The following is a 13,195-nucleotide window of genomic DNA, read 5'->3' on the forward strand; positions in this document are numbered from 1 at the left end:
CAGAAGAGCGTCGTAGGTCATGACCTCATTGTGCCGCGACCTCGCGCGGGCACCGCAGGCGCCCTACTGGCTCAGAGGTTCTCGGGAAGCCAGGTGTTGTGGCTGGCGCCGCCGTCGACGTAGACGATCGAGCCGGTGGTGGCCGGCAACCAGTCGGACAGCAGCGCGCAGATCGACTTCGCCACGGCGGTGGGGTCGTTGAAGTCCCAGCCGATGGGCGATGCGCCGTTCCAGTACTCGTTGAGCTGGTTCATCTTGTCGGCGTCACCGGTGGCGGTTCCCGCGATGGCCTTGGCGGCCAGCGTCTTGATCGGTCCGGCAGCGACGAGGTTCGACCGCACCTTCTTCGCTTCACCCACCTCGCGGGCGACGTAGCGATTGACCGATTCGAGGGCCGCCTTCGCGACACCCATCCAGTTGTAGAACGGCATCGCCGTGCGCGGATCGAAGTCCATACCGACGATGGAGCCGCCTTCGTTCATGACGGGCAGCACGGCGCGTGCCAGCGACGCGTAGCTCCACGCGGAGATCTGGAAGGCCGCGGCGGCGTCCGGACCCGGTCCCTCGAGGAACGGCTTCGATCCCGGCCCCATCAGGGTGCGCGGCGCGAACGCGATGGAGTGCAGCACTCCGTCGATTCCCTCGGGTGCGACCTCGGTGATGCGATCGGCGAGAGCGGCGAGATGCTCCTCGTTGGTGGCGTCGAGTTCGATGGCCGGCGGGACCGGCTGCGGCAGACGCTGAGCGATGCGGTCGATCAGACGCAGACGGTCGAAGCCGGTGATGATGACCTTCGCGCCCTGTTCCTGCGCCATCTTGGCGGCGTGGAACGCGATGGACGCGTCCGTGATGATGCCGGTGACCAGAATGGTCTTTCCTTCGAGCAGTCCGCCCATGATCGATGTGACCTTTCGGTGAGTGAGAGTGGAATCGGGTGACGGTGAGTCGGCAGAACGGGTCAGTGACCCATGCCCATGCCGCCGTCGACCGGGATGATGGCGCCGGAGACGTAGCTCGAGTCCGGGGACGCCAGGAAACTGACCACTGCGGCCACGTCCTCGGGCGTTCCGAGACGCTTGAGCGGGATGTACTCGCGCGCCTGATCGCGCAACTTGTCGTCGAGTTCGGCGGTCATGTCCGTCTCGATGAAGCCCGGAGCCACGACGTTCGCGGTGATGGACCGTGAGCCCAGCTCGCGTGTGAGCGACCTGGCCATACCGACGACTCCGGCCTTCGACGAGGCGTAGTTGATCTGACCGGGGCCACCGGCCTGCCCGACGACGGAACCGAGGAAGACGAACCGGCCGAACCGCGCCCGGAGCATGGACCGACTGGCCCGCTTGGCGACGCGGAACGCGCCCGTCAGGTTCGCGTCGATGACCGACGTGAACTGCTCCTCCGTCATGCGCATGAGCAGGGTGTCGTCGGTGATGCCGGCGTTGGCGACGAGGACCTCGACCGGACCCTGATGCTTCTCGACCTCGGTGAACGCGGCGTCGACGGAGGCGGAGTCGGTGACGTCGCACTGGACGCCGAACAAGCCCTCCGGCGCACCGGAACTGCGGTGCGTCACAGCGACCTTGTGGCCGTCCGCAGCGAGACGACGCGCGACGGCGAGGCCGATGCCCCGGTTGCCTCCGGTCACGAGCACGGACCGGGAGACGAACGCTCCGGCGGACGCCGCGTCGGCTGTGGAGGACTCGGGAACAGAGGACATTCGAGTGGACCTTCTCTCGGAGCACGGTGGAATCGACGGTGGGCGGGCCGACGTCGTGAACAGGACATCGCTCGGCCCGGCAGTACTCTACCGATCCGGCTCAGGGCACTCGCTGACGTAGGGACAATGCTGTGACAAGTCCCGCCGTGATGAACAGGACTCCGGCGATGAGCCAGGGCCGGCTGGCATCGCCGCGCGTCGTCTCGTACCCGATCTGTTCCTCGAGGGTGTCGTAGACCTCGGTCAGTTCCTCGAGACTCGACGCGGTGAAGAAACTGCCGCCCGACAGCTGCGCGATCTCCTCGAGCGACGGATCGTCGACAGGCACGGCGACGCGCTGGGTGTCACCTTGCTCGTCGGTGATGTCGACGGTGCCGTAGCTGGTGCCGAACGAGATCGTCGAGATCGGGATCCCCTTGGTCTCGGCCTCACGCGCCGCGGTGTACCCGCCGCGCTGGTCGTCGGGATTCTCGGGGACGGTCTGCTTGCCGTCGGACAGCAGCACGATCCGGGCGGGCGGTGCCGCGTCGGAACCACCGAGTACGGCGCCCAGGGTCTCGATCGACTGCATCGAGGTGAAGATCGCCTCGCCGGTGGCCGTGCGCTCTGCCAGCTGCAACCGGTCGATGGCCGACTTCGTCGCCTCACGATCGGTCGTGGGTGACACCAACACCGAGGCCGTGCCGGCGAACGCCACGAGACCCAGGTTGATGCCCGGAGTCAGACCGTCGGCGAATTCCTTACCGGCCTGCTGCGCCGCGGCCAGACGCGTCGGCTCGACGTCCGTGGCCTCCATCGACAACGACACGTCGATCACGAGCATGACCGTGGCCCTGTTCCGCGGCACACGCTGATCGGCCGTCGGGCCCGCGAGGGCGACGGTCAGGAACAGCAGACCCGCGAGAATCAGGGCGGTCGGAACGTGGCGGACGATGCCCGGGCGACGGGGAGCCACCTTCTCGAGCAGCTCCATGTTGGTGAAGCGCATCGTGTTGCGCTGGCGTCGGCGCTGCGCCAGAACGTAGGCGGCGACGAGGCCGGCGACGACCGCGAGGAAGAGCAGCCACCAGGGCGACGAGAAATCCTGCAGGCTCACCGCGTACTCGCTCCCAGACTGGCGCCGTGGCGACGGCGTGAAACGAAACGGACGACGTCGGCGATCCAGTCACCGTCGGTCCGCAGCGTCAGACGGGGTGCGCTGCACCCACGAAGGATCTTCTCGACATCGGTCCGATGCGCCGCGGCGGCGCGGGCGAAGTCGGCGCGCAGTTGCGGAGTGGTACTGAACTCGCGCGTGCGCCCGGTCTCAGGATCGTGCAGAACCACGTCACCGACGTCGGGCAACTCCAGGTCGCGGGGATCGAGTACCTCGACCGCCAACACGTCGTGGCGAGCCGCGAGAGCACGGAGAGGACGTTCCCACTCGGTGGTGCCGAGGAAATCGCTGATCACCACGACCATTCCCCGTCGACGCTCCGGTCGACGCAACGCGTCGATGGCGCCGGCGAAGTCGCCGCGAACCCCGTCGGGGGCGTGCGGGGTCGTCGCGACGGTGCGGAGCATCGACTGGATGTGGGCACGGCCCCCGCGAGCCGGAACACGCGTGATGTCGGCACCGTTGGCGATGACGGCGCCGATGCGATTACCGCCGCCACTGGTCAGGTGCGCGATAGCGGAGGCCGCAGCGACCGCCAGATCCCGCTTCTCGCACCCGGCCGTCCCGAAGTCCAGCGACGCCGACAGGTCGACGGCCATCCACGTCTCGAGCTCGCGATCGGCAACACTCTGCCGCACGTGCGGGTGTGTCGTCCGGGCGGTGACCGACCAGTCCATCTGCCGGACGTCGTCGCCCGGCTGGTACTCACGTGCGTCCCCCGGTTCCGATCCCGGTCCCGGGATCAGACCGAGGTGGTCACCGTGGAGCACGCCGTCCAGCCGACGGCGCACCGTCAGTTCCAGGGTGCGCAACGCGACGGACAGTCGCGGATCCTCGAGAGTGCCGGACGCGAACGACGGGGGCGCACCACGCTGAGCGCGCGGCGGCGTGCCGGAACCGGCGCCTGGAGACGCCACGCTCACCTCGTGGGATCGGAAGCAGGAGCCTGTTTCTGCATCCACGGTGCCGGACCACCCTGCTGGGGCGGCTGGGGATTCTGGTGCTGCGGTCCTTGCTGCTGGGGACCTTGCTGCTGGGGACCTTGCTGCTGGGGACCTTGCTGCTGCGGTCCCTGCTGCTGGGGCGGGAACTGTTGCGGCGCAGCACCGTTGTTCGGATTCTGCTGGGGAGCTTGCGGCTGCTGGACCGGCTGTGCACCCACCTGCGGCAGTCCGACCGTCTGCAGGATGCGGGTGATGACCTGCTCCGGGGTGACCTCGTCGGCCAGCGCGTCGTACGACAGGACGAGCCGGTGGCGGAGAACATCCGGCACGACGTCGAGAACGTCCTGCGGCACCACGTAGTCGCGGCCGCGCACGAAGGCGAGGGCGCGGGAAGCGCTGATGATTCCCAGCGTGGCGCGCGGTGACGCGCCGTACGCGATCCACCCGGCCACATCTTCGAGACCGATGTCGCGGGGCGTACGGGTGGCGGCGATGACGCGGACCACATAGTCGACGAGTGCATGGTGGACGAAGACCGAGGCGGCCACGTTCTGCAGGCGCACCAACTCGACGGGGTCGAGGATCTGTTTCGGCGTGGGCGCCGCGACACCCATGCGGTACACGATCTCGCGCTCTTCCTCGACCGACGGGTAGTCCACGACGATCTTGAACAGGAAGCGGTCACGCTGTGCTTCGGGAAGGGGATACACACCCTCGTTCTCGATGGGGTTCTGCGTCGCCATGACGAGGAACGGGTCGGGCATCGGGTACGTGTGGCCACCGATGGACACCTGCCGCTCCGCCATGACCTCGAGAAGCGCGGACTGCACCTTGGCCGGCGCGCGGTTGATCTCGTCCGCCAGAACGAAGTTGGCCACGACGGGACCGAGTTCGGTGTCGAACTCTTCCTTGCCCTGCCGGTAGATACGCGTACCGATGAGGTCGGTAGGGACGAGGTCGGGAGTGAACTGGACGCGCGAGAACGACCCGCCGACGACCGTCGCGAAGGTCTCGACCGCCAGTGTCTTCGCCACGCCGGGTACACCTTCGAGCAGAACGTGTCCTCGTGCGAGAAGCCCCACGAGAATGCGTTCCACGAGCCGGTCCTGCCCGACTATCACGCGCTTGACCTCGTAGACGGCCTTCTCGAGTGTCTGCACATCCCGAGAGATATCGGTCGTGTCGGTCTCTCGTGACGTCACCTGTGGAACCACCGCTTTCTGCCCGGAACGTTTCCTGCCGGGTTCCACTATGGCAGGTGACGAGGACACACGACGTTCTACCTGCTCGGACGGGGTGTCACTCGACCATGCGCACGGCGTACGGCGTCATGCCGTCGAACCGCACGGGTGAGACCTTGACCACGGAACCCGACTGCGGAGCTTCGAGCATCTTGCCGTCCCCGAGGAACAGGGCGACGTGTTGGGATGCGCCGGGGCCGTAGAAGATCATGTCCCCGCGTCGCATCTGGGACGACGGCACCTGCTTACCGGCCGTGTACTGGTACCCGGTGTAGTGCGGCAAGGAGATGCCGAGTCCACCGAAGGCGTACATCATCAGGCCGGAGCAGTCGAACCCCACCTTGTTGTAGTCGCCGTAGCTGTCGGCGACACCGCCGTCGCGGATCCCCTTGGTCGGACCGTTCTCGTTGCCGCCGCCCCAGGAGTAGGGCGTTCCCAGCACCGACATGCCTCGGTCGATGACCAGTTCGATGGCAGCCGACCCCGTCAGCGACGGATCCTTGCCGCTGCTGCCGCGGCCCCCACCCGAACTCGTGCCACCCGACGAACTCGTCCCCGACGACGTACTTCCCGACGAGCTGGTGCTGCCCGACGAGCTGGTGCTGCCCGACGAGCTGGTGCTGCCCGACGAGCTGGTGCTGCCCGACGAGGCTGTTCCGGTGGAGGTCGTTCCCGACGAGGTCGTGCTGCCTGCCAGATCGGTGTGGTCCCGTTCGCCCGTCACCAGTGCTGCGGCACGATCCGCGGACGCCTGGTCGGCCGCGACCCGAGCGGCTGCTGCGACGGCTGCCTGCTGGGCGGCTTCGGCCGCTGCTGCCGCAGCTGCTTCCTCCGCCTGACGCTGCTGGTCCCACTGCGAGTAGGCATCGCGCTGACCCTCGAGGCCGGCGGCAGCGTTCCTGGCCTGGTCGAGCTCGGCAGCGGCGCTGTCACGCTGCGACTCGACGGCCGCCTTCTGTGCGGCCTGTTCCTGCTGAGCCGTCACGGCGGCGGCGATGGCGTCTTCCGCCTCGGACTTCTTGGCATCGGCTTCGGCGGAGGCGCGGTCGGCTTCGATCTTGCTCGCGCGGGCCGTGGAGTCGCGGTTCGCTTCCTCGGTGCGCGCACGCTGCAGGCCGTCGAGCGTCGCGTTCTGCTTCGACGACAGCATGCGGAGGATCTGCGCACGGTCGAGTACGTCCTGGGGACCTTGCGCGTCGAGAAGCGACGAGAACCCCGCGGATCCGGTGCCTTTCACGTAGTCCGTGACGGCGAAGGCGTCGAACTTGGTCTGCGCGTCCGAGATCATCCGGCCCGCGTCGCGAAGTGCCTGCTGCGCGATGCCTACGGCGGCGGCCGCGGCGTCTGCGACGGTTCGCGCGTTCTGCAGATCGACGAGCGCCTTGTTGACGTCTTCCCTCTTGATGGCGACCTGCGCGTCGATCGCGGCGAGTTGCTGGTTGGCCGACGCGACCTGGTCGATGAGTTGGCCGACGCGCCCCAGTTGATCTCCGACGCGAGCGCCGGCGGCGGCGATGTCGGAATCGGACGGGTTGGGCGGCGGCGGAGGGACCGCGGACGCGAGTGTGGGCGTCAGAAGACCGGTACCGGACAGCATCAGAGCCGTCGCGACGATTACTCCCCCGACAGTGCGACGAACTGCTCGCGACCGCATCGATGAGCGTCGGTCGTATCGCTTCAACTGTGTCTCCCTCACGTCCGCAGAGCGGAATCACCCACGTGCATGCGTGGGGAGGCATGACGCAGCGCGACGCGATCCCGAACAACGGCCGTGCGTGGCCGACCCCGGGAGCAATGATCAGCCCCTCTGCGACACTTCTTCCCCAAGCAGTGCCTTGCGAACCGTACGACACTTCGAACGCTTACGGAACTCCAGTCACAAATGACACAGTTGAGATTCGCCGTACGACATCCGCCCTGATCAGGACGTTGTACGAAAAAGATTCGTTCGGACTTTTTTCAGGAATGGTCACAGATCGTCGGCGGGAATGGCCCCGCCGTCGGTGACCTGTCCTCGAGCGCGCCGGTCTGCTGTCACCCGGGCGGCGTCATAGCGACGGGCGTTCGCCCACCAGGTACCGGACAGAACCGCCGCGACGACCAGGACGAGAGCAACGGTCAGGGCGGTCCACGGCGTACCGGGCTCGAGGACGACGTCCAGGAAATTGTTCGCGGACGCCACCGGGTCCCCCGTGTAGGCCTGATCCTGTCCGGCCTCGAGTGTCACTCGGTCGATCGAATCGCTGAAGGTCCCCACCTGGCCCGGCCCGAGGACGAGAACGGTGCCGCCGTCCGTCGCGCCGACGGACGTCGCGAGGTCGCGGAGCTGGGAGTCCAGGGGTGCGGGCGCGTCCACCACGACGATGGACAGGTCGATACCGTGCTCGCTCGCCCGAGCAACGACGCCCTCGAGACCGGCGACGTCCTTTCCGGGAGCGGCGACACCGTCGTCGGCGACATCCGCCAGCGTCGACGACAGGTCGACGAATGTCGGCACCTCGGCGGGCGCCGGCATGGACAGGATGTGGTCGCTGGGTGAGGGTGACATCGTCCGTCCGGGATCGAGCATCGACTGTCGATGCGTGACTCGTACTTGCGTGCGAAACCCTACGGTACGAATCCCGCGACCCCTCGGAGGCGCACTCGGTTCCGCGGGGCGGTGATTGCGCGTGTCGGGACTGTAGAGAACGATGACGTCGTACGCGGTGAGAAAGACATCGGCGATCTGCCCGCCATTCTCACAGGACAAGCGTACTGTTAGAATCGAACACAGAGACAGCGGCGGACTCGACGCCGCCGGGTGCACCCTCACCCGGCCCACCGGCGACGCCCGCCTGCTCTCGTAAGGCCGTCGACACAGCCCCGTCGACGGCAGCCCTGAAGACGAGTGGAGCTGACGTGACCTCAAGTATCGATTCGTTCGGCGCGAAGGGAACGCTGGAGGTCGGAGAGAACTCGTACGAGATCTTCCGACTGAACGCTGTTCCCGGCACCGAGAAGTTGCCCTATGCCCTCAAGGTGCTCGCAGAGAACTTGCTGCGCACCGAGGACGGCGCCAATATCACCAAGGACCACATCGACGCGATCGCAGCGTGGGATCCGTCCGCCGAGCCCAGCATCGAGATCCAGTTCACGCCGGCGCGCGTGATCATGCAGGACTTCACCGGAGTCCCCTGCATCGTGGACCTCGCCACCATGCGTGAAGCCGTCACCGCTCTCGGTGGCGACCCGGAGAAGGTCAACCCTCTCGCTCCCGCCGAGATGGTCATCGACCACTCCGTCATCATCGACGTGTTCGGCCGTGCCGACGCGTTCGAGCGCAACGTCGACATCGAGTACCAGCGCAACGGCGAGCGCTACCAGTTCCTGCGCTGGGGCCAGGGCGCGTTCGACGACTTCAAGGTCGTCCCCCCCGGCACCGGCATCGTGCACCAGGTCAACATCGAGCACCTCGCGCGTACCGTCATGGTCCGGAACGGTCAGGCCTACCCCGACACCTGCGTCGGCACCGACTCGCACACCACCATGGTCAACGGCCTGGGTGTGCTGGGCTGGGGCGTCGGCGGCATCGAGGCCGAGGCGGCCATGCTGGGCCAGCCCGTCTCCATGCTCATCCCGCGCGTCGTCGGCTTCAGGCTCAACGGCGAGATCAAGCCGGGCGTCACCGCGACCGACGTGGTGCTCACCGTCACCGACATGCTGCGCAAGCACGGCGTCGTCGGCAAGTTCGTCGAGTTCTACGGCAAGGGCGTGGCCGAGGTCCCCCTGGCCAACCGCGCGACGCTGGGCAACATGAGCCCCGAATTCGGCTCCACCGCCGCGATCTTCCCGATCGACTCCGAGACCGTGGACTACCTGCGCCTCACCGGACGCACCGACGAGCAGCTCGCTCTCGTCGAGGCGTACGCCAAGGAGCAGGGCATGTGGCACGACCCCGAGAACGAGGCGACGTACTCCGAGTACCTCGAGCTCGACCTCGGCGACGTCGTTCCGTCCATCGCCGGACCGAAGCGTCCTCAGGACCGGATCCTGTTGTCGGAGTCCAAGATCGCGTTCCGCAAGGACATCCACAACTACGTGGGTGGTGAGGACGTCGACGCGACTCCGTCCAAGCTGGACGAGGCACTCGACGAGACGTTCCCAGGCTCGGATCCGGCCACGCTGTCCTTCGCCGACGACGATGCGGCTCCGCTGCACTCCGCCGCCGGCAATGCCGAGGGTCGCCCGACCAACCCGGTGCGCGTCGACTCGGACGAGCAGGGCTCCTTCGTGCTCGATCACGGCGCCGTCGCCATCGCGTCGATCACCTCGTGCACCAACACCTCCAACCCGTCGGTCATGCTCGGCGCTGCCCTGCTGGCCAAGAAGGCCGTCGACAAGGGCCTGACCAGCAAGCCGTGGGTCAAGACCTCCATGGCGCCGGGTTCGCAGGTCGTCACCGACTACTACGACAAGGCCGGCATGTGGCCGTACCTGGAGAAGCTCGGCTTCTTCCTCGTCGGATACGGCTGCGCCACGTGTATCGGTAACTCCGGTCCGCTCGATCCCAAGATCTCCGAAGCCATCCAGGACAACGACCTCACGGTCACCGCCGTCCTGTCCGGTAACCGCAACTTCGAGGGTCGCATCTCCCCCGACGTGAAGATGAACTACCTCGCGTCCCCGCCGCTCGTCATCGCCTACGCGTTGGCCGGCACGATGGACTTCGACTTCGAGCACGACGCTCTGGGTCAGGACAACGAGGGCAACGACGTCTTCCTGAAGGACATCTGGCCGTCCCCCAAGGAGATTCAGGACACGATCGACTCGTCCATCTCCAAGGAGATGTACACCAAGGGCTACGCCGACGTCTTCAAGGGCGACGAGCGCTGGCGCGGACTGCCCACCCCGGACGGCAAGACGTTCGAGTGGGATCCGCAGTCGACCTACGTGCGGAAGCCCCCGTACTTCGACGGCATGCCCAAGGATCCGGAGGCTGTCACCGACATCTCCGGTGCACGCGTTCTGGCGTACCTCGGAGACTCGGTCACCACCGACCACATCTCCCCCGCCGGCAACATCAAGGCAGGCACGCCGGCCGCGCAGTACCTCGACGAGCACGGTGTCGAGCGCAAGGACTACAACTCCTTCGGCTCGCGTCGCGGCAACCACGAGGTCATGATCCGCGGAACGTTCGCGAACATCCGACTGCGCAACCAGCTCCTCGACGACGTCTCGGGTGGCTACACCCGCGACTTCACACAGGACGGTGGCCCGCAGGCCTTCATCTACGACGCGTCGCAGAACTACCAGAACGCCGGCATCCCGCTGGTCGTCCTGGGCGGCAAGGAGTACGGCTCCGGCTCCTCGCGTGACTGGGCTGCCAAGGGCACCCGCCTGCTCGGCGTCAAGGCCGTCATCACCGAGTCGTTCGAGCGCATCCACCGCTCCAACCTCATCGGCATGGGCGTCGTCCCGCTGCAGTTCCCCGCCGGTGAGTCCGCGGCGTCGCTGAAGCTCGACGGCACCGAGACCTTCGACATCTCGGGCATCACCGAGCTGAACGAGGGCCGCACGCCCAAGACGATGCACGTCACCGCGACGAAGGAAGACGGCTCGGCCGTCGAGTTCGACGCCGTCGTCCGCATCGACACCCCCGGCGAGGCGGAGTACTACCGCAACGGCGGCATCCTGCAGTACGTGCTGCGCAACATGATCGGCTGATCACCTCCGTGAACAGCACCCCGTGAGGGGAGCAGAACGCGCACGACCGCGCCGCGATACCGCGTGTATCGCCGGTTCGGCCGTGCGCGTTCTGCGATCGGCACCATGTCCCCCCAGCACACGACAGGAGCACCGAGTGCCGAAGGTCAGCGACGACCATCTGGCCGCACGCCGGAGTCAGATCCTCGACGGTTCCCGGCGCTGCTTCGCCGAGTTCGGGTACGAGGGCGCCACCGTGCGTCGGCTCGAGGAGGCCACCTCGCTGTCGCGGGGCGCGATCTTCCACCATTTCAAGGACAAGGACGGGCTGTTCCTCGCCCTCGCGCGCGAGGATGCCCGGCGCATGGCGGACGTCGCCGCCGAGCAGGGCCTGGTGCAGGTCATGCGCGACATGCTCGCGGCGCCGGAAGAGTTCGACTGGCTCGGCACACGCCTGGAGATCGCGCGTCGCCTCAAGACGGACGCGGAATTCCGTGCCGGGTGGTCCGAGCGGTCCGTCGAGCTGCAGGACGCGGTGCTCTCACGGCTCGAACGTCAGAAGTCGGCAGGTCGCCTGCGGGACGACGTCCCGACCGACGTGCTGCTGGGGTATCTCGACCTCGTCATGGACGGACTGGTCACCCGCATCGCCTCGGGCCAGAACACGGAGAACCTCTCGGCGGTGCTGGATCTGGTCGAGGAGTCGGTCCGCCGCGACCGTTCGTGAGCCGGGTCAGGCGAGCTGAATGAGCTCCAGGTAGTCCTCGGACCAGTGGTCCTCGTTGCCGTCGGGCAGCAGGATCACGCGTTCGGGTGACAAGGCCTCGGCCGCACCCGGATCGTGCGTCACCAGGACGACGGCGCCCTTGTAGCTGCGCAGCGCCTCGAGAACCTGTTCGCGCGAGATCGGGTCGAGGTTGTTGGTGGGCTCGTCGAGGAGCAGGACATTGGCAGCGGACGACACCAGACCTGCGAGCGCGAGGCGCGTCTTCTCACCACCGGACAGTGTTCCTGCCGGCTGCTCGAGCTGAGGCCCGGTGAACATGAACGCGCCGAGCAGCGATCGCAACTCCTGCTCGGGAGTGTCCGGCGCTGCGTGACGCACGTTCTCCCACACCGATGCCATGTCGTCCAGAGTGTCGTGTTCCTGCGCGAAATAACCGATGCGCAGGCCGTGCCCGGGTTCGATCTGTCCCGAATCACTCTTCTCGGTGCCGGCGAGAATGCGGAGCAGCGTGGTCTTACCCGCACCGTTGAGTCCGAGGACGACCACGCGTGACCCACGGTCGATCGCGAGATCGACGCCCGCGAAGATCTCCAAGGAGCCGTACATCTTGGTCAGGTTGGTGGCCATCAGCGGTGTCTTGCCGCACGCAGCGGGCTCCGGGAATCGGATGTGCGCCACCCGATCGGACACACGCTCCTCGTCCAGGTTCGCCATCAGCTTGTCGGCGCGCTTCGCCATGTTCTGTGCCGCAACAGCTTTCGTCGCCTTGGCGCCCATCTTGGCAGCCTGCACGCGCAGGGCACCGGCCTTCTTCTCGGCGTTGGCGCGTTCACGACGGCGGCGCTGCTCGTCCGTGGAGCGCGCGTCGAGGTACTTCTTCCACCCCATGTTGTAGACGTCGGGCTCACCGCGCACGGCGTCGAGGAACCACACACGATTGACGACGTCGGCCAGCAGCTCGACGTCGTGGCTGATCACGATCAAGCCGCCTTCGTGGTTCTGCAGGAACCCGCGCAGCCAGGTGATGGAGTCGGCGTCGAGGTGGTTGGTGGGCTCGTCGAGCAGCAGTGTGGTGCCGGAGCGGCCACCACTGCCGTCGGACGCGGCGAAGAGGATGCGGGCCAGTTCGACGCGACGACGCTGGCCGCCGGACAACGTGCGCAGCTGCTGACCGAGGATCCGATCGGGCAGTCCGAGGCTGTTGCAGATGCGCGCGGCCTCGCTCTCCGCCACGTATCCGCCCAGCGAGGCGAAACGCTCCTCGAGCTCTCCGTACTTCCGTACGGCCTTGTCCAGTCGTTCCTCGTCGGCCACCTCGGCCATCAGCGCCTGCTGCTTCTCCATGTCGTCGAGCAGAGTGTCCAGACCACGCGCGGACAGCACGCGGTTCTTGGCCAGCAGATCGAGGTTGCCCTCCTTCGGATCCTGGGGCAGATATCCGAGCTCACCGGACCGCGTCACCGAGCCTGCGTAGGGCTCGCCTTCACCTGCCAGGATGCGCAGGGTGGTGGTCTTGCCGGCGCCGTTGCGCCCGACCAGACCGATGCGGTCACCGGCCTGCACGCGTAACGCGGGGCCGGGAGCGGACAGAAGAGTACGCACGCCGGCACGAACCTCCAGGTCGGTGGCGGTGATCACGGTGCTTGACTCCTCAGACTTCGACGTTGCCACGTGGGACGACAACCGCGGCAAACCTTCATTTTAACGCCTCCCCGGCCGGTCGCGGGC

At 67.0% G+C, this 13,195-nt stretch carries 10 protein-coding genes; 2 read left to right on the plus strand and 8 right to left on the minus strand.

Annotated elements, in window-relative coordinates; translation table 11 throughout:
* Positions 1-71: 71 nt before the first annotated feature.
* The 7 genes from inhA to RU01_RS10875 form a co-directional block, all read right to left on the minus strand.
* Positions 72-896, minus strand: a complete 825-nt coding sequence (inhA, locus tag RU01_RS10845; protein ID WP_042574574.1) for an NADH-dependent enoyl-ACP reductase InhA — start codon at positions 894-896, stop codon at positions 72-74.
* A 62-nt stretch (positions 897-958) separates the two neighbouring features.
* Positions 959-1,717, minus strand: a complete 759-nt coding sequence (fabG1, locus tag RU01_RS10850; protein WP_042574575.1) for a 3-oxoacyl-ACP reductase FabG1 — start codon at positions 1,715-1,717, stop codon at positions 959-961.
* A 100-nt stretch (positions 1,718-1,817) separates the two neighbouring features.
* On the minus strand, positions 1,818-2,813 hold the full coding sequence (locus RU01_RS10855; RefSeq protein ID WP_042574576.1) for a VWA domain-containing protein: 996 nt from the start codon (positions 2,811-2,813) through the stop codon (positions 1,818-1,820).
* Positions 2,810-3,790, minus strand: a complete 981-nt coding sequence (locus RU01_RS10860) for a DUF58 domain-containing protein (protein WP_042574577.1) — start codon at positions 3,788-3,790, stop codon at positions 2,810-2,812. Before RU01_RS10860 ends, RU01_RS10855 begins: the two co-directional genes overlap by 4 nt.
* A 2-nt stretch (positions 3,791-3,792) precedes the next feature.
* Entirely contained in the window at positions 3,793-5,031 is a 1,239-nt protein-coding gene (locus RU01_RS10865) for an AAA family ATPase (RefSeq protein ID WP_042574578.1), read from the minus strand.
* An 85-nt stretch (positions 5,032-5,116) separates the two neighbouring features.
* Positions 5,117-6,712 (minus strand): NlpC/P60 family protein, encoded by a 1,596-nt coding sequence (locus RU01_RS10870; RefSeq protein WP_042574579.1) that lies wholly within the window; start codon positions 6,710-6,712, stop codon positions 5,117-5,119.
* 315 nt (positions 6,713-7,027) lie between these two features.
* On the minus strand, positions 7,028-7,606 hold the full coding sequence (locus tag RU01_RS10875) for an Rv1476 family membrane protein (RefSeq protein WP_156148879.1): 579 nt from the start codon (positions 7,604-7,606) through the stop codon (positions 7,028-7,030).
* A gap of 350 nt (positions 7,607-7,956) precedes the next feature.
* Between RU01_RS10875 and RU01_RS10880 the strand changes: the two genes are divergently transcribed.
* Both RU01_RS10880 and RU01_RS10885 read left to right on the plus strand, forming a co-directional pair.
* Positions 7,957-10,761, plus strand: a complete 2,805-nt coding sequence (locus RU01_RS10880) for an aconitate hydratase (protein ID WP_042574580.1) — start codon at positions 7,957-7,959, stop codon at positions 10,759-10,761.
* Positions 10,762-10,897: 136 nt separating this feature from the next.
* The gene (locus RU01_RS10885) at positions 10,898-11,467 is read left to right on the plus strand and encodes a TetR/AcrR family transcriptional regulator (protein WP_042574581.1); all 570 of its coding nucleotides are present in this window, start codon (positions 10,898-10,900) and stop codon (positions 11,465-11,467) included.
* Between the two features lie 6 nt (positions 11,468-11,473).
* Here RU01_RS10885 and RU01_RS10890 read toward each other — a convergent pair whose 3' ends face one another.
* On the minus strand, positions 11,474-13,105 hold the full coding sequence (locus RU01_RS10890) for an ABC-F family ATP-binding cassette domain-containing protein (protein WP_042574582.1): 1,632 nt from the start codon (positions 13,103-13,105) through the stop codon (positions 11,474-11,476).
* Between the last annotated feature and the right edge of the window lie 90 nt (positions 13,106-13,195).

This window comes from Rhodococcus sp. MEB064, from assembly GCF_000834565.1.
Taxonomy (GTDB): Bacteria; Actinomycetota; Actinomycetes; order Mycobacteriales; family Mycobacteriaceae; genus Rhodococcoides.